The organism is Achromobacter deleyi, from assembly GCF_016127315.1.
Lineage (GTDB): Bacteria > Pseudomonadota > Gammaproteobacteria > Burkholderiales > Burkholderiaceae_B > Achromobacter > Achromobacter insuavis_A.
Genome location: NZ_CP065997.1, coordinates 2,918,670 through 2,941,020 on the forward strand (window position 1 = coordinate 2,918,670; position 22,351 = coordinate 2,941,020).

Below are 22,351 nucleotides of genomic sequence, written 5' to 3' on the forward strand. Positions count from 1 at the left end.
GGCAAAACGCCCGCTTCATCGCATGATGAAGCGGGCGTTTTTCATTGCCGGCAAAGCCGGCCGGCGGCTCAGTTGGCGCTGGCCTTCCAGGTGCCGTCGGGCTGCTTGCAGAACCAGAACTTCCAGGTTTCGGTGGTGCTGGTGCGCGCGAAATCGCCTTCCAGCAGGCGGCAGGTGCGATCGCCCGCCGTGCTGGTCTGCAACGGCGTGATCTTGGCCGTGATCGGCGCGGCCTTGCGCTTGGGCGTGCTGGACCAGTTCACGCTCTGGCCGTCGGCGGCGCTGTTCAGCGCTTGCGCCACCGCCTCGTGGAAGGCCGGTTTGTCGGCCTTTGAGATCTGCGTGATGAGGGCGTTGTTCAACATGACGGCGGGCGCCGCCAGGACCGGCCCGGACGCGACGCCGGCGGCGAGTGCGAAAGCGATGAGACGGATGGTTTTCATTGCGGACTCCCTCGTTGTTGTCAGGGCCGGGCGGGCGGCCCATTGATGGTCAGGTCCGATGGTACGCGAAGCGTCGGCGTCTTGTCTCGATCCGCCCGCGGCCAGGGGCCGCGGCTTGCGCGCACGCAAAAAAAGCCGCCCGGCAGGGGCGGCCAAGGTACAACAAGGGGAGGGGTAAATCAGTCAGCGCGGGCTCAGTTGGCGCGGTGGTAGGCGCCCGAGAACGGCATGTCGTTGGGTTCGACGTTCGAGACCTGTCCGGCGGCCTTGGCGGCGGCCAGTTCGGCTTCCACCTGGGCGCGGGTCACGCCCGATTGGGGGGCGCCGTACACGCCCTGGAACGGCATGTCGTTGGGTTCGACGTTCGAGACCTGGCCAGCGGCCTTGGCGGCGGCGAGTTCAGCCTGCACCTGGGCGCGGGTCGGGCCTTCATACGGGGTGCCGTAGACGCCCTGGAAGGGCACGTTGTTGGGTTCGATGTTCTGCGAGGCGTAGGCGCCGGCGCTCAGGGCGGCCAGGGACATCAGCAAAGCGGTGGCAAGGGTCTTTTTCATGGTGAATCTCCGATTTCAGAAGCCGGGGAGCGAAGCGGCGGCCTATCCGTCGTAGTTCGTTGTTGTTTCCCGATGGCTCTATAGTGCGCCGGATATCACTAGGGATAAACCCGTATATCGGTAAAAGATCTTTCCATAAATGGAAGGAATAGGTAATTTCGAGCAATTAGTCGCCATCAATGGCAGCGATAGCCGGCGCAACGCCTTGCTGGGGCGCGGCGTGGAGCAGGGGGAGTGGCACGGCCGTCGTGGCGATGCCACGACGCCGGCAACAGGCGGCAGGCGACCCGGGCAGGCCGGGCGAGCGGTGGCGGGTGGGGGCGCTGGGGCCGGCGGGAGCGACGGGGCGCCCTGGAGCGGCCGGGCGGCCGCCCGCAGCCGGGGTCAGTAATGCGGCGGCAGTTCGTCGCGCAGGCTGCGGAACGGCGCCGCGCCCTCGGGCGCCTGCTGGCGCAGGTCGGCCACCTCGCGTTGCAGGCGGTCGATCTGTTGTTGCTGGCGCACGATGATCTGGTTCAGCTGTTCCAGCAGGTCGTCGGCGAAACTGGCCTTGACTTCCAGGTCCAGCAGCCGGCGTTCGATGTCTTGCGAGTTTTCCATGGGAGTATTAGAACCCATTCCCCGCGACCCGCGCGCAAGGAGATCCGATTGACCGACGCACGACGCCGCCGTGGCGTGTTGGCCCGCCCGATCCTGCACAGCCTGCTCGGCATGGCGCCGGCCGTGGCCGCCATGGCCGAATCGCAGGCGCCGCAACTGGCGCCGGTCGTGGTGAGCGGCACCCGCCTGGGCGCGCCGCCCCTGGAAACCCCGGCCTCGGTGGATATCGTCGAGGGCGCCGAGATGCGCCGCGCCCAGCCGGGCATCAACCTGTCCGAGGGCCTGGCGGGCGTGCCGGGCCTGCAGATCCAGAACCGGCAGAACTACGCGCAGGATCTGCAGCTGTCCAGCCGCGGCTTCGGCGCGCGCTCCACGTTCGGCGTGCGCGGGGTGCGGCTGTATGTGGACGGCATCCCGGCCACCATGCCCGACGGGCAGGGCCAGACCTCCAACATCGACATCGGCTCGCTCGGCCGGGTCGAGGTGCTGCGCGGCCCGTTCTCGGCGCTGTACGGCAATTCCTCGGGCGGCGTGATCCTGGCCTATACCGAGGACGGGGCGGTGCCGTCCGAAATCGGCGCGTCGGCCTGGGCCGGCAGCGACCACACCTGGCGCTACGGCGCCAAGGCCTCGGGCACGTCCGGCGACATGGACTACGTGCTCGACCTGTCGCGCATGACCACCGGCGGCTACCGCGACCACGGCGCGGCGCGCAAGAACCTGGGCAACGCCAGGCTGGGGGTGCGGCTGGACGACGCCAGCCAGTTGACGATCGTGGCCAACAGCGTCGACCTGACGGCGCAGGACCCGCTCGGCCTGACCTACGCGCAGTTCCAGGACGCGCCGCGCAGCGCCGACCTGGCCGCGCAGTACGACACCCGCAAGACCGTGCGCCAGACGCAGGGCGGACTGGTCTACGAACGCCATGTCGACGGTGCCAACACCTTGCGCCTGATGCTGTACTACGGCCAGCGCGACACCAGCCAGTTCCAGGCCATTCCGCCCGCGGCGCAGGCGGCGCCGACCCAGGCGGGCGGCGTGATCGACCTGCGGCGCCGCTATGGCGGCGCCGATCTGCGCTGGACCTCGGAGCTGGGGCCGGCGCAGCGGCCGCTGACGCTGGTCGGCGGCTTTGCCTATGACACCATGCGCGAGAACCGCAGGGGCTACCAGAACTTCACGGGCGAGGGCGCCAGCCGCCAGCTTGGCGTGCAGGGCGCGTTGCGGCGAGACGAAACCAACACGGTCTACAACGCCGATCCCTACCTGCAGGCCTCGTGGCGGGTCGCGCCGCGCTGGACGCTGGACGCCGGCCTGCGCTACAGCACGGTGGACTTCCGCTCGCGCGACCATTATGTCGCGCCCGGCAATGGCGATGACAGCGGCGACGCGCGCTACCGCCGCGCGTTGCCGGTGGCCGCGGTGCGCTACCAGCCCGATGCGCGGACCAGCCTGTATGTCTCGTACGGCCGGGGTTTCGAAACCCCGACGCTCAATGAACTGTCGTACCGGCCGGGCGGCCTGCCCGGCCTGAATTTCGCGCTGGCGCCGGCGCTCGGCACCCATGCCGAAGCCGGCGTGAAGACCGGCCTGGCCGGCGGCCAACTGACCGCCGCGGTGTTCCATGTGTCGACCGAAAACGAAATCGTCTCGGCCGGCAGCACGGGCGGCCGCGCCACGTTCCGCAACGCCGGCCGCACGCGCCGCGACGGCGTGGAGCTGGGCTGGTCCGCCGGGTTCGCCGGCCATTGGCGCGCGCAGCTGGCGTACACCTGGCTCGATGCGCGCTACCGCGACGACGGCGGCGGCGACATCCGCGCCGGCAACCGCATCCCGGGCATCGCGCGGCAGTCGGCCTACGCCTCGGTCGGCTGGGCGCCGCCGCAGGGGTGGCAGGCGGGCATCGAGGCCCGCTACCTGAGCCGCCTGTACGCCAACGATGCCAACGACGCGGTCGCGCCGGGCTATGTCGTGGCGGCGTTGTCCGCCGGCTACGTGAAACAGGCGGGGCCGTGGGAATGGCGCGCCCATGCGCGGGTCGACAACCTGTTCGACCGGCGCTACGCCGGATCGGTCATCGTCAACGAGAGCAACGGCCGCTACTACGAACCGGCGCCGGGACGCGGCGTGGGCGTGGGGCTGGGGGCGACGTATCGCTATTGAGGCAGGCGCTGGCGCGGGACGCCGCGGCGCGCGGATGCGAGGAGAGCGGGTCTGACGCCGAAATGTCGGACGGTTTGCCGGGTCGAGGCTTTAGGGGTGACCGATAAAATAGTTTTTATATTCTGATCATCCGGGAGCATCGATCGTGGCGGCAAACAAAGGGGGGCCACGCATCTGGCTCGCAGGGGTGATCGCGGCCCTGCTGCTACCGGCATTGGGGCATGCGCAAGCGGGCGTGCGTGAATGCAAGTTGCTGGACGGGGGCGACACCGTGACGTTCAGCTTGCCTCCGTCGGTCAGTTTCGAGATGGACAAGCAGCCTCCCGGGGGCAGCATTCTATATATCAGCCGTCCCTATGAGTTCAGGTACCATTGCTTCAATAGTGCCCCGGTGCCCAGGCGGGCGGCGCTTGTGATCCTCGGTGACTACGGGCCGATCAGGCAGGCCATGAGAGACGCATCGTTGAGCCTGGCGATCGTCTACGACAGTCTCTTCGAGGGGCAGTGGAACCCTGATCCATTGGCGGGAACGTACTCACCTTATTTCAGCGTCGATAAGCCGTACCAGGGGGACAGCGGCGAACGTGTGGGCCGCATCCTCCTGGTGCTGTATACGCAAAAGACAACGAAGCAGCCTTTGCGCGTGTTCCTGCCCGCCACGTTCGCGTTCAAACTGGTCGCGGACGAAGGCGCCGTGCTGGCGCCCGGCATCTTCCTCAACACCACGCCCTCGCGCTTCCAGTTCATCCCCTCCTGCATCGGCTCGGTCAATGTCGACAACACAGTCACGTTCGATACGGTGCTGACGACGGCAAGCCACAACGGCAAGTTGCCGCAAGCCAAGCCGTTCAACGTGTCGGCGGGGGTCAATAGTCCCGTTTGCCCCGGCCTGGAAGGCCTGGTGGGTCCGTCGGCATCCAGCAATCCCCTGGACGAATTCTTTTTACGAACTGCCGTCTCATTCCTGCCGCAAAGCGGTGAACGCACGGACATACTCAACGAAGAGCTTTTCCTGAAGAACGCCGATGGCCAGGAGAACGGCCTGAAAATGACCATCACCAATGCCGCGAACCAGACGGTCCGGTTCGGCCCCGTCCCGATGGACAAGTACGGCATATCCTCCTCGGGCTACCGCAACAACGCGGGCCCCGTGTTGCGCGGCACCACCTTGTCGGCGACCCAGACGTACACCGCGCATCTCGAACGGACCGGCGCCGAGCTGAAGACCGGCAAATACCGCGCGCAGGTGTTGGTCAAGGTGCAATGGTTCTGACCTGGCGCTTGAGGCTGGCGCCGCGCCCTAGCCAAGCGCCGGCTCAACGCCGGCCGCCATCCCCATAGCAGAACCCATGGTCCTCGCAGTCCGCACAGCCGGGCGCGGCGGCGGCGGGCTGGCCGGCATGCTCGAACGCGGAATACGCCAGGAACTTCTTCCAGCGCAGATTTTGCGTGTTGCGCGCCACCAGGCCGGGATAGTGGCGCGTCAGCAGCGCGGTGACGTCCTCGCGTCCGTTCAGGCCCAGGTCGCGCCACAGGTGGTCGGGGCGCAGGCAGGCTTGCGCCAGCACGCTGGTGACCCAGGCGGTGGTCGAGGCCTGGCCGCTACAGGCGTCGAGCAGCACGCGCAGCAGCCGCGTGAAATCCGCTTGCGGGCTGGCCAGGCCGCGCGCCGCGTAAGCCAGCAGTTGCGCCCGCAGGTTGGCATAGGCCGGCGCGGAGCCGGCCTGCGCGCCAGGGAACAGGTTGGCCAGCACTTCGGCCAGTTCGGTCGGCGACAGGCCGGTGCGGGCCAGGTCGCGATGCGCCAGGCTCTTGCCGATCACCGTCGCGAAAAAGCGGGTGTCGGGATGGCCGGGCACGGCCTGCTCCAGCAGGCTACAGGTCAGGGCATCGATGTCCCGGGCGGGCGGGGCGGCGGTCAGGACGGCATCCATGGCGGTTCAAGGCAAGATTTGAAGGAGTCGTTATATGCTGAAATATATAACGAAGGGGGGATGACCCTTTCTGCGATGTGTCAAAGCCGCCGGCATCGGGCGCGGCGGCGGACGGATGGGGCGGTATCATCGGCCCGCTTCCCATTACAGGTCCCCACGATGTCCCGTCTTGCCCCTCTTGCGGTTCCCCGCCGTTTCGGCGCCGTTGCGCTGGCGCTGGCCGGCCTGTTCGCCATGGCCGCGCCGCCGCTCGCCGTGGCGCACGACATCGGCGCGGCCATCGAGGCGATGCGGCTGGGCCGCTATCCGCTGCGCGAGCCCGAGCGCCGTGTCTGGGGCACTGAAAACGCCAAGGACGCCTTGCTGGTCGGCCAGCTGGAAAACCGCCTGTTCCTGTATCGCTATCTGCGGCCGGGCGGCGCGGGCTCGCCGTCCGAGCTGGCGTTCCGTTCGCGGGCGCTGGTGATCGACCCGGCGGCGTGGCGCGCCGACCGCGCGGAAAATGTCAGTGTCACGGCGCCCCGCGACGGCCAGGTCTTCTATTGGGTGACCTACACCTATCCCGATGCCGCCGAGGGCCGCGCCGATGGCTTCCTGGTGGATGCCTCCGGGGCCGTGATCCGCGTGCAAGCGGATGCCGCCCGGGTGGTGGCGACGGCCGACCAGCCCTGGGACGAGACGCGCCGCGCGCAGGCGCTGGCCACGCTCAAGCCGGCGCTGGCGGGGTATCCGAGCCGCTTGCCGGCGTGGCCCGCGGACGTGCGCTTCGAGACGCGGCCGGCGGGCGATGTGCCGGCGGCGTTTCGCGCCTTGCACCAGGCGGTGCGCGCCATCCCGCGCGCCAAGGCCGCCGAATTCGGCCGCGCGCTGGCGGACCTGCGGCGCTTCGTGCTGGAACACGACTATCGCGAGATCGACCCGGCGGGCAAGGACGCCGAGGCGCTGACCGCGTTGAACGACTATGGCTTCTGGCTGGGCGAGTCGGGCCGGGGCGGCGAGCTGGCCGAAGCGGAGCGGGTGCTGGGCGAGGTGCTGCGCCGCGACCCGGCGCGCACGCCGGCCTACCTGAACCGCGCCGATGCGCGCCTCAAGTTGCGCGACCGGCAGCGCGAACTGCGCGACTATTACGAGACGCTGGCGCGGGAGGACTTCCGCCAATACTGCTCGCGCCGCCTGGCGGCGGGCGAAGCGATGCCGGCGAACGTGGCCGCCCGTATCGGCGCTGCCCTGGACGCCAGGACGCTGGATGCCGCGGCGTGCCGGCCGCGGCTGGCGATCTTCGAGGCCATCCGCGCGGGCGACCTGGACGCGGTGCGCGCCGAACTGCGCGGCGGCCAGGATCCGAGCGGCGTCAACGAGTACGGCGTGTCGGCGCTCAGCGCCGCCACCTATGGCCGCCAGCCCGGGATGGTGCGGGCGTTGCTGGCGGCCGGCGCCAAGGTCGACGGTCCCAATCGCGGCGCGCCGCTGCTGGCCGCGGCCCTGCCGCCGTCGGGCGACAGCCGCCCGGCGGCCGAGCGCTATGCGTTGGCCGACGTCCTGATCGCCGCCGGCGCTTCGCTGGAGGCGCCCGACTCGAATGGCACGCCGCTGCTGCTGCGGCGGGTGTCGTACTCGGCCGAGGACAAGGACACGCTCGACTACCTGCTGGCCAAGGGCGCCAACCCGAACGACCGCGACAAGAGCGGCCGCTCGGTGCTGCACGCGGCCATGGGCAGCCCGTCGAAGTTTTGGTTCGCCGACAAGCTGCTGGCCAAGGGGGCGGACATCAATGCCGTCTACATCCGCATGTATTACGGCGACCAGGCCATGTGGGAAACGCCGTTGCTGGAAGCGCTGCGTGAGTCGCCCAGCGGCGAGCTCACGCCGCAGACCGTATATCCGGTGTCCGAGCGCGTGGCGTTCGCGCTGGCGCGCGGCGCCGACCCGACGGTGGGCGGCTATGGGCCGAAGGGCGGCCAGCAGCGCGCCGGCATGGACGAGGCCCTGAGCCTGGCGGCGCGGCAGATGTCGCCGGAACTGGTGGACCGCCTGGCGCAGGCCGCCGCCGGCAAGCCGCGCGCGCCGCTGACGGCGGCGCCGCTGTCGAGCCTGCTGCGGCAATGGAACGAGGTCGAGAACCGCGCCGACGCGCAAGGCAATGGCCCGCAATGGGACGGCCTGCGCGCGCGCTTGCGCGCCACCGCCGAGCGGCTGCTGGCGGCGGGGGCGCCGCTGGCCTATGACGGCAACCCCTCGGGCGTGACCCGCCGCGATGTCGCGCCGTTGTCGCTGCCCTGGCTGCCCGACGATCTGTACCTGGCCTGGTTGCAGGCGGGCGCCAATCCGTCGGATCGCAGCGACGGCGAACTGCGGCTGCGCGGCGTGGTGGACGCGGACGCCTTGCCCCTGGTCATCATGCTGCGGCTGGGCAACGATGCCAAGGCGCGCATGCTGCTGGAGCATGACGCCGGCCTGTACGCCACGCCGGCGCGCTGCGGTATGGCGGTGGCGGACATGCTGGCCTGGAAGCTGGGCGACAACGGGCCGCTGGGGCCGTCGGCCGCGCGGGCCTTGCGGCAGGTGCTGGATGGCGCGGCCAGGGCGCCGGCCTGCGACCTGGAGCAGGGCGCGCGGGTGCAGCCGTTCGTCGGGGTCAGCGCGCGTGAACTGGCGCAGCGCGCCGGCGTGACGCTGACGGTGAAGGCGCCGGACTGAGCCTCGGGCCATGTCCGCCCGGTTGCGGGCGCGGCCCGCCAAAAAAAAACAGGCGCCTCGCGGCGCCTGTCTGTCGTCATCGAATGACGGGTCTTACATGGCGTGGCCCATGTTGACGTTCATGTTGTACAGCACCCAGGCCGAACCCCCGACGATGATGGCGATGATCATCACGGTGAAGACGAACGTGGCCAGGTTGTCGCGGGCCGATTTCGAAGCGCCCATGTGCAGGAAGTACACCAGCTGCACCAGCAGCTGGAGCACGCATAGCGCCACCACGCCGATGATGGTGATGGTGTGGGACAGCGCGCCGCTCATCACCAGGCCGAACGAGCCGAAGGTGAGCAGGAGCGAGAGCACGAAACCGATGATGTAGGACTTCACGGTGCCGTGGTCGGCGGCGTGATCGTCGTGGCCGTGTGCGGCCGCAGCGGAGTGCGACATCAGAGGGCTCCCAGAAGATAGACGAAGGTGAAGACGCAGATCCAGACGATGTCCAGGAAGTGCCAGAACAGGCTCAGGCACGCCAGACGACGCTTGTTGATCGAGTCCAGGCCATGGCGGCGGATCATGTCGATCATGACGATGATCCAGATCAGGCCGAACGACACGTGCAGGCCGTGGGTACCGATCAGCGTGAAGAACGCCGACAGGTAGGCGCTGCGGCCGGGGCCCGCGCCTTCGGTGATCAGGTGATGGAATTCATAGACTTCCATCGCGATGAAGCCCGCGCCGAACAGGAACGTGATCATCAACCAGCCGATTGCGCGGCTCTTGTTGTTGGCGTGGACGTTCAGGTTGGCCATGCCGAAGGTGAAGCTCGAGAACAGCAGCAACAGGGTTTCGACCAGCACGAACTTCAGGTCGAACAGTTCCTTGCCGGTCGGGCCGCCCGCGGTGGCGTTGGACAGCACCGCGAACGTGGCGAACAGCACCGAAAAGATCAGCAAGTCGCTCATGAGGTAGACCCAGAAACCGAAAACGGTCTTGGATCCATCGTCATGGTGCGCGTGATCGTCGTGACCCGCGTGGGGGTGAGTGGCTACGGCTTGAATCATGGCTCAGGCGGCCTTCTGCATTTTTTCAAAGTGGGCGTTTTCGATGCGTTCGACTTCCGCGGCCGGGACCCAGTAGTCGACGTCGCGGTCATAGGCGCGGACGATGAACGAACCGATCATGCCGACGAAACCGACGATCGACAGCCACCAGATGTGCCAGATCAGGGCAAAGCACATGACCAGGCCGAACGCGCCGATGAAGACGCCGGCGGCGGTGTTCTTCGGCATGTGGATGTCTTCGTACTTGGCCGGGCGCTTGTAGGCCTTGCCGTTCTGCTTGTCTTCCCAGAACTGGTCCAGTTCATCGACGTGAGGAACATGGGCGAAATTGTAGAAAGGCGCGGGTGACGAGATCGACCATTCCAGGGTGCGGCCATCCCAGGGATCGCCGGTGATGTCCTGGTTCTGCTTGCGCTGGCGCACGGACACGAACACTTGCTGCAGCAGGAACCAGATGCCCAGCATGATCAGCGCGGCGCCGGCCAGCGCGACCAGCAGGTAGGGCTGCCATTCGGGGTTGTCGTAGTGGTTCAGGCGACGCGTCATGCCCTTGAAGCCCAGGATGTACAGGGGCATGAAGGCCAGGAAGAAGCCGACGAACCAGCAGTAGAACGAGTAGCGGCCCAGGCGTTCGTTCAGCTTGAAGCCGAAAGCCTTGGGGAACCAGTAGGTCATGCCGGCGATACAACCGAACACCACGCCACCGATGATGGTGTTGTGGAAGTGGGCGATCAGGAACAGGCTGTTGTGCAGCACGAACGACACGCCGGGGATGGCCAGCATCACGCCGGTCATGCCGCCGATGACGAACACCAGCATGAAGCCCAGCGTCCACAGCACCGGCGTGGTGATGCGCAGGCGGCCGCGGTAGATGGTGAACAGCCAGTTGAAGATCTTCGCGCCCGTCGGGATCGAGATGATCATTGTGGCGATGCCGAAGAACGCGTTGACGTTGGCCCCCGCGCCCATGGTGAAGAAGTGGTGCAGCCAGACCAGGAACGACAGCACGCCGATGGCGGCCGTGGCGTAGACCATGGACTTGTAGCCGAACAGGGTCTTGCGGGCGAACGTGGCAACCACTTCGGAGTACACGCCGAAGGCAGGCAGCACCAGGATGTAGACCTCGGGGTGGCCCCAGATCCAGATCAGGTTCACGTACATCATGACGTTGCCGCCCATGTCGTTCGTGAAGAAGTGCGTGCCCAGGTAACGGTCGGCGGTCAGCAGCGCCAGCGTGGCGGCCAGCACCGGGAAGGCGGCCACGATCAGGACGTTGGTGACCAGCGAGGTCCAGGTGAAGATCGGCATCTTCATCAGGGTCATGCCCGGCGCGCGCATGCGCAGGATGGTGACGATGAAGTTGATGCCGCTGAGTGTTGTACCCAGCCCGGAGATCTGCAGCGCCCAGATGTAGTAGTCGACCCCGACGCTTGGGCTGTAGTCGAGCCCGGACAGCGGCGGATAGGCGAGCCAGCCGGTCGCGGCGAATTCACCGACGAACAGCGAGATCATCATCAGCGCGACGCCGGCGCCGAACAGCCAGAAGCTCAGCGAGTTCAGGAACGGGTAGGCCACGTCGCGGGCGCCGATCTGCAGCGGCACCACGATGTTCATCAGCCCGGTGATGAAGGGCATCGCCATGAAGAAAATCATGATGACGCCGTGGGCGGTGAAGATCTGGTCGTAGTGGTGGGGCGGCAGGAAGCCGGCGGAGTCGGCCGAGGCGACGGCCAGCTGGGTACGCATCATGATGGCGTCGGCGAAGCCGCGCAGCAGCATGATCAGCGCGACGATGATGTACATCACGCCGATGCGCTTGTGGTCGACGGAGGTCAGCCATTCCGTCCAGAGGTACTTCCATTTGCCGAAGTAGGTGACGGCGCCGAAGACCGCGAGGCCTCCCAGGCACACGGCAGCCAGCGTAACCATGACGATGGGTTCATGGTACGGAATGGACTCTAGGGTGAGTTTCCCGAACATTATTGATTCAATCCTGCGATCAGATTATTCGACGTGGGGGTGCACGTGGCATCGTCGACGCCGGCCATCTTGGACATGGTGCTGCCCAGGATGTAGTCGAACATGGACGGCGGCACCGAGGCGTACTTGACGACCGGGTTGCGCTCGCTGCGCTTGGTCAGTTCCTGGTACACCGCCGGGGTCAGCGAGGCGCCTGAAGCCTTGGCTTCCTTGACCCAGTTGTCGAAACCTTCCTGCGACGTGGCGATGGCCTTGAAGCGCATGCCGGAGAAACCGGCGCCGCTGTAGTTGGCCGAGATGCCGGCGTAGGTGCCGGGCTCGCGCGCATTCAGGTGCAGCTTGGTCTCCATGCCGGCCATCGAGTAGATCTGGCTGCCCAGCTGGGGAATGAAGAACGAGTTCATCACCGAGGCCGAGGTGATCCGGAAATTGACCGGGACGTCAACCGGGAACGCGATCTCATTGACCGTGGCGATGTCGTACTCGGGGTAGATGAACAGCCACTTCCAATCCAGCGACACCACCTCGATGGTGACCGGCTTGTGCTCGGAGACGAGCGGCTTGTAGGGATCGAGCGCGTGCGTGGAGCGCCACGTGATCACGGCGAGGATCGCCACGATGATACATGGCACGGTCCAGACCACGACTTCGATCGCCGTGGAGTGGGCCCACTTGGGCTGGTAGTCGGCTTTGGTATTGGATGCGCGGTATTTCCAGGCAAACGTCAGGATCATGATGATGACCGGGATCACCACGATGAGCATCAGACCGGTTGCCGTGAACAGCAGGGTCTTTTCCTGAGCGCCAATGTCTCCCTTGGGGGAGAGGATTTCCATGTTGCAGCCGCCAAGCAGCATGACCGCGCCGACGCCGAAAATGCGCGTAAGGGTCGCAAGGAGGGGGTGTTTCACGTACAGCCTTGGAAGGATGGTGGGAAATGCTGCGGAGCAGCAGACTGGAATGCTGCTAGGCAGCAACGTCCATCCTATCGGGTTGATTTGGGTCAAGGCTGCGACGAATGGTCGCATTGCCCGGCTGGCTTTTGCCCCCAGGGCGCCCCGTTAAGGGTTTTCCCAGGCGGGAGCGGGCTTTGCTGGGAGGGTGGGGGTGCGACGATATGTCGCACCTGCACAAGACGAGATTGTTGCGATGTGTGGCATCCGCGCCAATCAGTCGACCAGCACCTCGCGTTCCGGCCCCGGTTTCTTGGCCAACTTGCGCTGCAGGGAGCGCCGGTGCATGCCCAGCAGGCGGGCGGCGGCCGAGACGTTGCCGCCGGTCTCGTGCAGGGCCTGGTGGATGTGCTCCCATTCTAGGCGGTGCAACGGCGTCATGGTGCTTTCGATCGTAACGCTTTCCGGCTTCACCAGGCCCAGGGTGCGCAGGATCATCGGCGCGGTGGCCGGCTTGGGCAGGTAGTCGTCGGCGCCGCGCTTGATGGCCTCGACCGCGGTGGCCACGCTGGCGTAGCCGGTGACCAGCAGGATGCGCATGTCGGCGCGCAGGGCGCGAAGGGGACGGATCAGGGTCAGGCCGGAGTCCTCGCCCAGGCGCAGGTCGACCAGCGCGAAGGCCGGGCGGATCTCTTCGGCCACGCGCAGCGCTTCGGCGATGCCGGTGGCGGTTCGGGTCTCGAGGCCGCGGCGCGACAGGCTGCGCTGCAGGGTGCGCACGTAGAGCTCGTCGTCGTCGATCAGCAGGCCAAGATCGGTGGGATTCAACATATCAGGTCCCGGGAGTGCCGAGAGGCAAATAGAAACGGATGCGGGTGCCGCCACCATCGGCGGCGGTCATGGTCATTTCACCGCCCATCTGCTCGACGGTGGCGTGCGACAGGGCCAGGCCGACGCCCAGGCCGCCCGGCTTGCCGCTGTTGAACAGGCTGGTGGCCGGCAGCAGCGTGTGGTCGGGGTCGAAACCGCCGCCGTAGTCGCGCACTTCGCCGCGCAGGGCGCCATAGCCGTATTCCAGGTGCAGGTCCACGCGCGGCTCGCTGGCGGCTTCGCCGGCGTCGGCCGCGTTGTTCAGCAGGGCCTGCAGCAGGTGGGCGATGGCCGGATCGACCCGCAGGCTGGCCGGCAGGGTGCCCGAGCGCTGCAGGTCGATTGTCGGCCGGATCAGGCGCCATTGCCCCACCACGCGAACCAGGTCCACGGCGGTTGGGACCGCCAGATTGCGGATGCGTTCCCGGCACAGGGCCAGCAACTGGCTGAGGGTGGCGACGTCCTGCTTGAGGTCGGGCTCCTTGACCTCGGCGGCGATCTCGTCGGCCAGCAGGGTCATGGTGGCCAGCGGGGTGTTCAGTTCGTGCGCCATCGCCGCCGCGTGGGTGGCCAGGGCGACGATGCCCTCGTTGCGGGTGAAGCGCTCGCGCAGCCGCGCCAGTTCGCGTTCGCGCGCCCGCAGGTCGGCGGCCAGGCGGGTGGTGAACACCAGCACGACCACCACGGAAATCAGGAAATTGGCGCCCAGGCCCCACAGCAGCAGGGTGTGGGTGTTGACGTCGCCGCGCAGCGGCTGACCGAAGATGGCGGCGGCGAAATAGCCGGAGATCCCCGCCAGCGCCGCGGCCAGCGCCCAGTTGCGCGGCAGCGCCAGCGCCGCCAGGGCGGTGAGGATCAGGAACATCATGCCGAACGGATTGCTCAGGCCGCCGCTCCAGCCCACCATCCAGGCCAGCACGGCCATGTCCACCAGCAGGTGCCCGAAGGCAGTGGCGTGGGACAGGTCGCGGCTGTGGCGCAGCCGCAGGCTGGCGTAGACGTTGAAGCCGATCAGCACGCCCACGCCGATCCACAGCGGCTCCAGCGGCAGGGCCAGGCCCAGCACGCTGCTGGCCACCAGGATGGTGGCGGCCTGGCCCGCGATGGCGAGCCAGCGCAGGCTGCAGAGGGTACGCAGGAAGGAAAAGGCGGAACTACCGGGCATATCCAGACACAGAGTTGCCGGTCTATCGCCGGCGGATCAGGCGTCCGGCTGCGCGGAACGCTGGCATCCGGCGCGGCGTGGGGCGCCGCGCTGCCGCCGGGCCCCGCGAGGCCGCCGGCGGCGGATGTGTGCTGGCATTGTATGAGGAATCAGGACGGGCCGCAGATTGCGGTGTGTCCCTGTTATTGCATGTCGGACATGCCGCTATGGGCCATCGCGGCGGGCGGATAGCTTTCCTGGTCGGACGCCATCTGTCCTTGCGTCTCGGCGGTCTGCAGCTCCTGCTCGACCTGGGCGCGGCTTTCCCCAAGGCCGTTCGAGGCGACGGCGGGCGGGTAGTCTTCCTGGCCGAAGGTGTACTGGCCGTCGGTCTTGGCCCGGGCGAGTTCGGCGCTCACCTGGTCGGCGGTCTTGGCGGCGGGGGCGGGGTAGCTGACGCGCCAGTCGCCGTAGAGGTCGCGCTTGTATTGCGCGGTGGGGGCGGCGGCCTGGGCCGGTTGGGCTTGCACGGCTGCGGTGGCGGTGAGGCCGGCGCAGAGCAACAGAGTGACAGTCAAGGTCTTCATGAAACGCTCCTGGCAATCAAAGCAAACGGCCTGGGGGCAGGCCGCGCCGTCGTCTCCGCTGCGGCATGGGGACGATTTCCTGGGGTGCGGGGAATGCGGCGGATGCGTTGGGAAAGGGCGCACCCGGTGTTCTTGATTCGACCGGGCGCGCGTCCTGGCGTTGCAGAAAACGCGGGTTGTTGTCCAAACAACTATTTCAAGCTTGAAATACAGGTGTCAATGCGCTTGCGATGACACGGTCCCCGTTAATCAATGCCCGTGCTTGGGGGCCGGGGCCGGGGCCGCGCCGCCCGCCAGCGGACGCGCGGTGGCCGTCACCGGCACGCGGCGCTGCTGGCCGTTGGCGTCTTCCACCAGCAGCGTCAGCGCCACCGGGTCGCCCACCGACACCTGTTTGGCCAGGTCGATCAGCATGACGTGGTAGCCGCCCGGCTTCAGTTCCACCGGCTGGCCGGCGGGCAGGTCGAGGGCGGGGATCTGGCGCATTTTCATGACGTTGTCCTGCATCGCCATTTCGTGCACCTCGACGTGCTTGGCGGCGTCGGACTCGACGCCGACCAGGCGCGCCGGAGCGGACGAGGTCAGGCGCATGAAGACGCCGGTGGCGTGCTGGCTGGGCACCGTGGCGCGGACCCAGGCGTCTTCCACCTTGAGGGTGGCGTCCTGCGCCAGGGCGGGGGCCTGGACCAGGGTCAGGGCGCCCAGGGCGAAGGCGGCGGCGAGGGATTTGAAGGCGGTCATTTTCATGGAATTTCCTTTGATCGGGGGCGGTTCAGATCACCGTGCGCAGGTCGGCGACGCATTCCTCGGCGCTTTGCTGGTGACGCAGGGCCACGCGCAGCTTGCCTTCGGCGTCGATGATGTAGGTCAACGCGGTGTGGTCCATGGTGTAGGACGAGCCGGTCGGGACCTTCTGGTAGAACACCTTGAACGACTGCGCCGCGGCGCGGGTCTGCTCGGCGTCGCCGCGCAGGCCGACGAACGCGGGGTCGAAGGCCTGCATGTAGGCCTGCAGGATCTCCGGCGTGTCGCGCTCGGGGTCGACGGTGATGAACAGCACCTGCAGCTTGGCGGCGTCCGCGCCCAGCAGGTTCTTGATCTCCAGCGCGCGGGTCAGCGCGGTGGGGCAGATGTCCGGGCATTGGGTGAAGCCGAAGAACAGCATCACGGTCTTGCCGCGGTAGTCGGCCAGCTGGCGTTGCCGGCCCTCGGTGTCTCGCAGCTGGAAATCGCCGGTGGGCATGCTGGCCAGGTCCATGCCGTTGAGCTTGGGGGCGTCGGGGCCGCAGCCGGCCAGCGGCAGCAGGGCCAGGGCCGAGAGCAGCCGGCGCCGGTGGCGGTCGGGCGCCGGCGCGGCGCCCGCGGGGGCGCGCGAAAGGGGGGAATGCATGAAAGCCTCGTCGGTTGACGGTTCGCAAGGGCGCGGCGGGGCCGCGCGGAAAAGCGGAGTCAGGCGGCGAGGGGCGGGGCGCGCGAGCCCAGCGGCGGCCCTTGGGCCGGTTGCACCGGCGCCGCCACGTGGGCCGGCGGGAAGGGCGCGGCGCGGGAGACGGCGAGCGCCAGCGGCGCGGTCTGCGCGGCGGGCGCCGGGGTGACGTGCGCCAGCAGGCCGAACGGGCATTGCGCGCCGGTGTCGGCGCTGGAGTGGCCGGCGCCGCCGCGCTTGCCGTCGGGCGAGAGCGCGATCTTGAGGGTGGCCAGGTCGCCGGCGGCCGAGCAGAAGGTCACCTCGAGCCGGCCGTCGTGCAGCGCGCGGGCGTCGGGCATGTAGCCCGTCGGCACCAGGGCGCGCAGCAGTATCGCCAGGAACGCCAGCCACAGCACGCCCCGGACGCGCGGGGCGCCGGCGGTTCGCGAGGGATGGGTCAGGGCGGACATGCAGCGATTGTAGGCCGAGCGGCCGAGGACGGCTTCAGGTGTCGGGATCGAGGCGCCGGATCAGGGCGATGTAGCGGCGCCGCGCCTGGTCGGCGGGCAGGCCGGCCAGCAGGCGCCAGGTGGCCAGCTCGACCTGTTCGCGCACGCTGGCGTCCGGCGCATCCTGCGGCGGCGCGTCGCCGCGCCGGGCCTGCTGCTCGTAGGCATACAGCCGGATGGCGACGCTGGTGGACGGCGCCTGCGGCAGGGCGCGCAACGCGATCACGGCGGCCTCGAACGCGTCTTCCAGGTCTTCGTCGGCAATCGCCAGCGTCTCGCGGTCCATCGCGTCGCCCTCGGGCTCCAGGCCGCTGGCGACGGCCAGCCGCCGCCACAAGGCGTCCTCGCTGGCCGGGTCCGACGCCCGCGCGGTGACCTTGGCGATGGTGTTGTTGCGCAGGCGCAGGGTATGGGTGGACGCGCCGCGGTAGCGGACGGGGCCATCCTGCACCTGGAAGGTCAGCGGCACCGCGATCGACCGCCCGGCCGGCTGCGGCGGGCCGACGCTGTCGACCGTGAAGGTGTTGCGCGAATAGTCCATCACGCGCGAGAACAGGTCGATCAGGCCGCCGCGGCCCTGGTAGACGCCGCCCAGGGGGCTGTCGCCTTCCTCGTGCCAGACGACGTCCTCGGCGAACAGCGGGAACAGGGTCTCGAACTGGCCCGACAGCATCGCCTCGCGGTAGTCGTCCAGGATGCGTTCGACCTCGTCGCCGCTCATGGCGGCGGCGCGGCTCGGGCGCGCGGTGGCCGGACGCTTGTCCATGAACTGCAGGATGTCGGAGGCGACCCGGTCGCGGTCGTTGTCGACGCAGATCATGTGGTAGCTGTTGTCCAGCAGCACCAGCCGGCTGTCGGGAATGGCGTCGTTCAGGAAGTGCGCCGAGCGCACCGAGGTCAGCTCGTCCTCGTGGGCGTGGATGATCAGGCTGGGGCAGCTGATGGCGTTCAGGCCGCGTTGCACCAGGCGGCGCAGGCGGTCGACCTCGCGCACACAGGCCAGCGGCACCCAGCGGTAGTGGAAATTCTCGCCGCGCTCGAACTTGGCCTTGACGATGGAGCGCACCAGCTCGTTCTTGATGCCGTAGGGCTCTTCCTCTTCGACCCGCATGCGCGCGGCCAGGCCGGGGATGCGGTAGACCAGCTTGCGCAGGCCGCGGTACCAGGGCGTGCTCCAGCCGTCGATGAAGACCGGCGCGGCCAGGCTCACCAGCTTGCCCTTGCGGTGCTGCACGCGCTTGCACAGCTCCACCGCCAGCAGCGCGCCCAGGCACATGCCGACCACATGCAGCGTGTCGTGGCGCTCGGCCACCTCGCGGTACTTGGCGGTGACGGCGTCGATCCAGTCCTCGGCGCGCACCGGCAGCAGGTCCTCGGGCGTGGTGCCGTGGCCGGGCAGCGTCAGCGTGTGCGTCTCGATGCCGGCGCGCTTGAGGATCTTGTGCAGCGAGCCCAGGTCGTACTGGGTGCCGCCCAAGCCGTGGATGAGCAGGGCGCCGGTGTTAGTCGACATCTGCCTGCTCGACTTCGCCCAGACGCCACATGCCGGCCACCACCGCCACGCTGCCGTCGAAATCCTCCAGCGGCGAGCCGCGGTCGCTGACCACGCGCCAGCCGCCGCCGGCATGCGCCATGCGGAACAGCAGCGGGGTGCGGTCCTGGGCGCCGGCGCGGCGCGCGGCCCAATGCATTGTCAGGCGCGCGCGGTCATCGGGATGGGCCAGGGCCAGCAGCGCGTCCAGGGTGGGAATGGCATCGGCCTGCATGCCGAAAGCGCCCTGGAGGTCGCCGGCCAGTTCGAGCGAGCCGTCGAACGGGTTGTAGCGGTACATCAGCTGGTGGCTGCCCGCCAGCGCCAGGTCGAAGCGGCCGCGCCACTGCACGGCGTTCTCGAGTTCCTGCGCGCGGGCGCCGCGCAGCGTGTTGACCAGCAGGATCAGCAGCGCGGTGACCACCAGGTAGACCTGGGTGGCCAGCAGCACGTGCCAGTGGTCGTTGGCCTCGACGAACGGGCCTTCGCCCTGCGCGCCCTGGTAGAGCGCCATCAGGGTCAGCGTGACGACGGCCAGGGTGCCGCCCAGCGGCCCCCACACCAGCGCGGTCAGCACCGCGAACACCAGCGGCAGGTAGGTCAGCTCGAAGGTGACGACGTACGGCAGGTTCTTGATCATGTCGCCGTCGAACGTCATGAAGGTCGTCGCGATCAGGCCGGCGTAGGCGCAGACGCCCAGCACCAGATCGCGCCGGCGCGGGCCGCCCGAGCGGCGCGGGCGAAAATGGGCCCACACCGTCAGCGCGGGCGCCAGGATCAGGATGCCCGCCAGATAGGCCGCCACCCAGGTGCGCAGCCGCACCAGGGCATGGGCTTCCTGGGTCAGCCAGAGCCAGCCGCCGCCCAGCAGGGCGGACAGGCCGGCGCCGACCACCGCGCCGGCCAGCAGCGCCGCCACCAGGCCCACGCCCCCCTCGCGCGGGGTCAGGCGTTGCACCGTCCAGGCCGCCAGCAGGCTGGACAGGCTGGCGGTGATGGCGAACACCAGCGCCGTGGCGGGCTGGCCGCGGGTGAAGCTGGTGAGCGCCAGCTGGGCGCAGAAGAAGGCGGCCAGCAGCAGCGACCAGTTGCGGCGCTGCGTCAACAGATAGGCGCCCACCGCCACGCCGGGCGGCAGCCAGACGAACACGGCATGGCTCACCGGGTCGTTGAGCAGGCGCGAGAAGACGCCGCACAGCAGGTACGGGATGGCCCATAGCAGGCAGTACAGGTTCTTTCTCGGCGCTTGGGTCATTCCCATATTGTTCCTTGCAGACGCTGTGGCACAGGGCGAGCTGGCGCTCGCGGCAATCAGCGGGTTATACACGGCCCGGCACGGTCCGCGAAAGTTGCCGGAGCATACCGCCGCCCGAAAATCTTGGTACCCTTGGACGCAGTCATTTTCTACTCCGTTCCAGGATTCAGTGCTCTCCTTGCCCGCCCAGACCTTGCCTGTTCCCGATTTTGCCGGCGTTTCCGGCGGCTTTCCGGCGCGGCCGCCGGCCCGCGGCGCGGCCCGGCTTGTCCGGCTGGCGTTGCTGACCCTGCTGCTGGCGCTGCTGGCGGCCTGCGGCACGACCAAGGTCCAGCCGGGCTACTACCGGGTGCAGTCGGGCGACACGCTGACGCAGATCGCCCGCAAGCAGGGCACCAGCGTATCGAACCTGGCGCGCTGGAACAACCTGTCCAACTCCAATTCGATTGAGGTGGGACAGATGTTGCGCGTCGTGCCGCCCGCCGGCCAGGCCGCCTCCACCCCCGCCAAGCCGCGCGCCAGCGCCTCGGGCGGCAGCCGTTCGCCGGCGCCCGCCATGGGCAAGCGGCGCACCGCGCCGCCGGGGGCGATCTCGCTGGTGTGGCCGGCGCAGGGCAAGGTGACCCGCGGCTACGACGGCTCGGGCTCCAACGGCATCGTCATCTCCAATTCCACCGGCACGCCGGTGGTGGCCGCCGCCGCCGGCACCGTCGCCTATTCGGGCAGCGGCCTGCGGGGCTACGGGCATCTGGTGATCGTCAAGCATAACGCCAGCTTCCTCAGCATCTACGCCCACAACAGCAAGCTGCTGGTCAAGGAAGGCCAGCGGGTGAGCCAGGGCCAGAAGATCGCGGAAATGGGCAACAGCGACAGCAAGCAGGTCGGGTTGTACTTCGAATTGCGCTACGACGGCCAGGCGGTCGATCCGGCCGGGTCCCTGCCCGGGAAGTAGGAGCCCCCACGCTGCGCGCACTGCGTGCGCTTGCTGCCCCCCGAGGGGGCTGCCTGGCCTTCGGGCGGCCGGGCGGCCAGGCGGCCCCCACGCTGCGCGCACTGCATGCGCTTGCTGCCCCCCGAGGGGGCTGCCCGGCCTTCGGGCGGCCGGGCGGCTATTTTTTTGTGGCGTCGTTGATGGGAGAGCGGGCGCGCGCGAGGTGGGTTTGCTGCCGCTCAAGGGGCTGCCCGGTCTTCGGGCAGCCCGGCGCCGCATCAACCGATCTGGCCGGCGTCCTGGGTCAGGGTCGAGATGAATGCCGCGGTGCGCGGGTCGCGCGGGCGGGTGAAGAGGTCGCGCGAGGCGCCCGATTCGACCACGTTGCCATCGAGCAGGAACACCGCTTCACGCGACACGCTGGCGGCCAGGCGCAGGTCGTGGGTGGCCATGAGCATGGTCATGCCCTCGGTGGCCAGCTGGCGCAGCACGTCCACCACTTCGGCCGCCAGGCCGGGGTCGAGCGCCGAGGTCGGCTCGTCGCACAGCAGCACGCGGGGGGCGGGCGCCAGGGCGCGCGCGATCGCCACGCGCTGCTGCTGGCCGCCCGACAGGTTGGCGGGCCAGGCCTCGGCCTTGTCGAGCATGTTGACCTTGCGCAGCAGTTCCTCGGCGCGCGCGCGGGCGCGGTCGGCCGGCCATTTCTGCACCGTCACCAGCCCTTCCATCACGTTGCCGATGACGGTCTGGTGCGGGAACAGCTGGAAGTTCTGGAACACCATGCCGGTCTGCATGCGCACCCGCTGCACCTGGTCGCGCGGGAGCTTTTCGCCGGGCTCGAACTCGACCCGCTCGGGGCCGATCTCGAGCGTGCCGCGGTCGGGCACCTCCAGCAGGTTGACGCAGCGCAGCAGGGTGCTCTTGCCGCTGCCGGACGGGCCGATCAAGGCGGTGACGCTGCCTTCGGCGATGGCCACGTCGACCTGCTTGAGCACCAGGTTGCCGCCAAAGGATTTCTCGATCTGTTCCAGGCGGATCATCGGTTCTTCTCGGAAAACACCGCGTGCTGGCCGAAGCGTCGCTCCAGGCGCACCTGGGCGGCGGACAGCACCGAGCTGAACACCAGGTAGATCAGCGCGGCCTCGGTGTACAGGATCAGCGGTTCATACGTGACGGCGGCGATGCGCTGGGCCGCCTGGAAGATCTCGGGCACCGTCAGCACGGCGGCGAGCGAGGTGTCCTTGACCAGGGCGATGAAGGAATTGGACAGCGGCGGCACCGCCACCCGCGCGGCCTGCGGCAGCACGGTGCGGCGCAGCGCCTGGCCGCGCGTCATGCTCAATGAATAGGCGGCTTCCCATTGGCCGCGCGAGATCGACTCGATGGCGCCGCGGATCACTTCGGAGTTGTAGGCGCCGACGTTCAGCGTGAAGCCGATCAGCGCCGCCGGCAGCGGGTCGAGCACCACGCCGACGCTGGGCAGGCCGTAGAAGATCACGAACAGCTGCACCAGCAGCGGCGTGCCACGGATCAGCCAGACGTAGAAGCGCACCAGCGCCACCAGCGGCGCCGGGCCGAATAGCCGGATCAGCGCCACCACGAAGGCCAGCGCCAGCCCCAGCGCGAACGACATCAGCGTCAGCGGGACGGTGAACACCAGCCCGGCGTGCAGCAGGGGCCAGAACGAGTCGGCCATCAGCTGCACCCAGGCCGGCACCGCCAGGGCGTCGAGCTGGGCCAGGATCCAGTCGGGCAGGACGTTGTGCAGCCAGGCGGGGAGCGTCATGGAGCGGA

22 protein-coding genes are annotated in these 22,351 nt (G+C 68.6%); 4 read left to right on the top strand and 18 right to left on the bottom strand.

Annotated features, from left to right (window positions below):
• Positions 1-68: 68 nt before the first annotated feature.
• From I6I07_RS13100 to I6I07_RS13110, 3 genes are all read right to left on the bottom strand, one after another.
• Positions 69-443, bottom strand: a complete 375-nt coding sequence (locus I6I07_RS13100; RefSeq protein ID WP_054428652.1) for a hypothetical protein — start codon at positions 441-443, stop codon at positions 69-71.
• Positions 444-637: 194 nt separating this feature from the next.
• On the bottom strand, positions 638-997 hold the full coding sequence (locus I6I07_RS13105; RefSeq protein ID WP_054428651.1) for a DUF4148 domain-containing protein: 360 nt from the start codon (positions 995-997) through the stop codon (positions 638-640).
• A gap of 384 nt (positions 998-1,381) precedes the next feature.
• Positions 1,382-1,597: a SlyX family protein gene (locus tag I6I07_RS13110; RefSeq protein ID WP_006391018.1), complete on the bottom strand. Its 216-nt coding sequence runs from the start codon at positions 1,595-1,597 to the stop codon at positions 1,382-1,384.
• 111 nt (positions 1,598-1,708) lie between these two features.
• On the opposite strand from I6I07_RS13110, the gene I6I07_RS13115 reads away from it, so the two are divergent.
• Complete coding sequence (locus I6I07_RS13115; RefSeq protein WP_198487519.1) at positions 1,709-3,760, top strand: TonB-dependent receptor; 2,052 nt, start codon at positions 1,709-1,711, stop codon at positions 3,758-3,760.
• Between the two features lie 145 nt (positions 3,761-3,905).
• Positions 3,906-5,033 (top strand): hypothetical protein, encoded by a 1,128-nt coding sequence (locus tag I6I07_RS13120; RefSeq protein WP_198486978.1) that lies wholly within the window; start codon positions 3,906-3,908, stop codon positions 5,031-5,033.
• Positions 5,034-5,076: 43 nt separating this feature from the next.
• Here the strand turns inward: I6I07_RS13120 and I6I07_RS13125 are convergent, their stop codons facing one another.
• On the bottom strand, positions 5,077-5,694 hold the full coding sequence (locus tag I6I07_RS13125) for a nitrogen fixation protein NifQ (RefSeq protein ID WP_054428649.1): 618 nt from the start codon (positions 5,692-5,694) through the stop codon (positions 5,077-5,079).
• A 159-nt stretch (positions 5,695-5,853) separates the two neighbouring features.
• On the opposite strand from I6I07_RS13125, the gene I6I07_RS13130 reads away from it, so the two are divergent.
• The gene (locus I6I07_RS13130; RefSeq protein ID WP_332840438.1) at positions 5,854-8,391 is read left to right on the top strand and encodes an ankyrin repeat domain-containing protein; all 2,538 of its coding nucleotides are present in this window, start codon (positions 5,854-5,856) and stop codon (positions 8,389-8,391) included.
• A gap of 93 nt (positions 8,392-8,484) precedes the next feature.
• Here the strand turns inward: I6I07_RS13130 and cyoD are convergent, their stop codons facing one another.
• From cyoD to I6I07_RS13190, 12 genes are all read right to left on the bottom strand, one after another.
• Positions 8,485-8,835 (bottom strand): cytochrome o ubiquinol oxidase subunit IV, encoded by a 351-nt coding sequence (gene cyoD, locus I6I07_RS13135; RefSeq protein WP_006391013.1) that lies wholly within the window; start codon positions 8,833-8,835, stop codon positions 8,485-8,487.
• Positions 8,835-9,449: a cytochrome o ubiquinol oxidase subunit III gene (cyoC, locus tag I6I07_RS13140; protein ID WP_198486979.1), complete on the bottom strand. Its 615-nt coding sequence runs from the start codon at positions 9,447-9,449 to the stop codon at positions 8,835-8,837. The genes cyoD and cyoC overlap by 1 nt, the downstream gene beginning before the upstream one ends.
• A gap of 3 nt (positions 9,450-9,452) precedes the next feature.
• Entirely contained in the window at positions 9,453-11,429 is a 1,977-nt protein-coding gene (gene cyoB / locus I6I07_RS13145; protein WP_198486980.1) for a cytochrome o ubiquinol oxidase subunit I, read from the bottom strand.
• Complete coding sequence (cyoA, locus tag I6I07_RS13150) at positions 11,429-12,340, bottom strand: ubiquinol oxidase subunit II (protein WP_006391010.1); 912 nt, start codon at positions 12,338-12,340, stop codon at positions 11,429-11,431. Before cyoA ends, cyoB begins: the two co-directional genes overlap by 1 nt.
• Positions 12,341-12,598: 258 nt before the next feature.
• Positions 12,599-13,153, bottom strand: a complete 555-nt coding sequence (locus I6I07_RS13155) for a response regulator transcription factor (RefSeq protein WP_369815877.1) — start codon at positions 13,151-13,153, stop codon at positions 12,599-12,601.
• Between the two features lies 1 nt (position 13,154).
• Positions 13,155-14,357 carry an ATP-binding protein gene (locus I6I07_RS13160; protein WP_006391008.1) on the bottom strand — a complete coding sequence of 401 codons (1,203 nt, stop codon included), beginning with the start codon at positions 14,355-14,357 and terminating at the stop codon, positions 13,155-13,157.
• A 182-nt stretch (positions 14,358-14,539) separates the two neighbouring features.
• Positions 14,540-14,923, bottom strand: a complete 384-nt coding sequence (locus I6I07_RS13165) for a DUF4148 domain-containing protein (protein WP_198486981.1) — start codon at positions 14,921-14,923, stop codon at positions 14,540-14,542.
• A gap of 249 nt (positions 14,924-15,172) precedes the next feature.
• Entirely contained in the window at positions 15,173-15,670 is a 498-nt protein-coding gene (locus I6I07_RS13170) for a copper chaperone PCu(A)C (RefSeq protein WP_198486982.1), read from the bottom strand.
• 25 nt (positions 15,671-15,695) lie between these two features.
• The gene (locus tag I6I07_RS13175; protein WP_006391005.1) at positions 15,696-16,313 is read right to left on the bottom strand and encodes an SCO family protein; all 618 of its coding nucleotides are present in this window, start codon (positions 16,311-16,313) and stop codon (positions 15,696-15,698) included.
• 59 nt (positions 16,314-16,372) lie between these two features.
• Entirely contained in the window at positions 16,373-16,801 is a 429-nt protein-coding gene (locus I6I07_RS13180) for a DUF2946 domain-containing protein (protein ID WP_198486983.1), read from the bottom strand.
• Positions 16,802-16,835: 34 nt separating this feature from the next.
• Complete coding sequence (locus I6I07_RS13185; RefSeq protein WP_198486984.1) at positions 16,836-18,353, bottom strand: acyl-CoA-binding protein; 1,518 nt, start codon at positions 18,351-18,353, stop codon at positions 16,836-16,838.
• Complete coding sequence (locus I6I07_RS13190; protein WP_198486985.1) at positions 18,343-19,626, bottom strand: MASE1 domain-containing protein; 1,284 nt, start codon at positions 19,624-19,626, stop codon at positions 18,343-18,345. Before I6I07_RS13190 ends, I6I07_RS13185 begins: the two co-directional genes overlap by 11 nt.
• Before the next feature lie 178 nt (positions 19,627-19,804).
• Here I6I07_RS13190 and I6I07_RS13195 point away from each other — a divergent pair, with 178 nt between their 5' ends.
• Positions 19,805-20,578, top strand: a complete 774-nt coding sequence (locus I6I07_RS13195; RefSeq protein ID WP_420094586.1) for a peptidoglycan DD-metalloendopeptidase family protein — start codon at positions 19,805-19,807, stop codon at positions 20,576-20,578.
• Positions 20,579-20,835: 257 nt separating this feature from the next.
• Here the strand turns inward: I6I07_RS13195 and I6I07_RS13200 are convergent, their stop codons facing one another.
• A complete protein-coding gene (locus I6I07_RS13200; RefSeq protein ID WP_198486986.1) occupies positions 20,836-21,597 on the bottom strand; it encodes an amino acid ABC transporter ATP-binding protein in 762 nt (253 codons plus the stop codon).
• Positions 21,594-22,274, bottom strand: coding sequence for an ABC transporter permease subunit (locus I6I07_RS13205; RefSeq protein WP_061074500.1), 681 nt, complete (start codon positions 22,272-22,274; stop codon positions 21,594-21,596). Before I6I07_RS13205 ends, I6I07_RS13200 begins: the two co-directional genes overlap by 4 nt.
• Positions 22,275-22,351: the final 77 nt, after the last annotated feature.

Bases quoted from the DNA above. Each gene is read 5' to 3' on its own strand.
- I6I07_RS13100 (WP_054428652.1), bottom strand. From the start codon at position 443: ATGAAAACCATCCGTCTCATCGCTTTCGCACTCGCCGCCGGCGTCGCG.
- I6I07_RS13105 (WP_054428651.1), bottom strand. From the start codon at position 997: ATGAAAAAGACCCTTGCCACCGCTTTGCTGATGTCCCTGGCCGCCCTG.
- I6I07_RS13110 (WP_006391018.1), bottom strand. From the start codon at position 1,597: ATGGAAAACTCGCAAGACATCGAACGCCGGCTGCTGGACCTGGAAGTC.
- I6I07_RS13115 (WP_198487519.1), top strand. From the start codon at position 1,709: ATGGCGCCGGCCGTGGCCGCCATGGCCGAATCGCAGGCGCCGCAACTG.
- I6I07_RS13125 (WP_054428649.1), bottom strand. From the start codon at position 5,694: ATGGATGCCGTCCTGACCGCCGCCCCGCCCGCCCGGGACATCGATGCC.
- I6I07_RS13130 (WP_332840438.1), top strand. From the start codon at position 5,854: ATGTCCCGTCTTGCCCCTCTTGCGGTTCCCCGCCGTTTCGGCGCCGTT.
- cyoD (WP_006391013.1), bottom strand. From the start codon at position 8,835: ATGTCGCACTCCGCTGCGGCCGCACACGGCCACGACGATCACGCCGCC.
- cyoC (WP_198486979.1), bottom strand. From the start codon at position 9,449: ATGATTCAAGCCGTAGCCACTCACCCCCACGCGGGTCACGACGATCAC.
- cyoB (WP_198486980.1), bottom strand. From the start codon at position 11,429: ATGTTCGGGAAACTCACCCTAGAGTCCATTCCGTACCATGAACCCATC.
- I6I07_RS13155 (WP_369815877.1), bottom strand. From the start codon at position 13,153: ATGTTGAATCCCACCGATCTTGGCCTGCTGATCGACGACGACGAGCTC.
- I6I07_RS13160 (WP_006391008.1), bottom strand. From the start codon at position 14,357: ATGCCCGGTAGTTCCGCCTTTTCCTTCCTGCGTACCCTCTGCAGCCTG.
- I6I07_RS13165 (WP_198486981.1), bottom strand. From the start codon at position 14,923: ATGAAGACCTTGACTGTCACTCTGTTGCTCTGCGCCGGCCTCACCGCC.
- I6I07_RS13170 (WP_198486982.1), bottom strand. From the start codon at position 15,670: ATGAAAATGACCGCCTTCAAATCCCTCGCCGCCGCCTTCGCCCTGGGC.
- I6I07_RS13175 (WP_006391005.1), bottom strand. From the start codon at position 16,313: ATGCATTCCCCCCTTTCGCGCGCCCCCGCGGGCGCCGCGCCGGCGCCC.
- I6I07_RS13180 (WP_198486983.1), bottom strand. From the start codon at position 16,801: ATGTCCGCCCTGACCCATCCCTCGCGAACCGCCGGCGCCCCGCGCGTC.
- I6I07_RS13185 (WP_198486984.1), bottom strand. From the start codon at position 18,353: ATGTCGACTAACACCGGCGCCCTGCTCATCCACGGCTTGGGCGGCACC.
- I6I07_RS13190 (WP_198486985.1), bottom strand. From the start codon at position 19,626: ATGACCCAAGCGCCGAGAAAGAACCTGTACTGCCTGCTATGGGCCATC.
- I6I07_RS13200 (WP_198486986.1), bottom strand. From the start codon at position 21,597: ATGATCCGCCTGGAACAGATCGAGAAATCCTTTGGCGGCAACCTGGTG.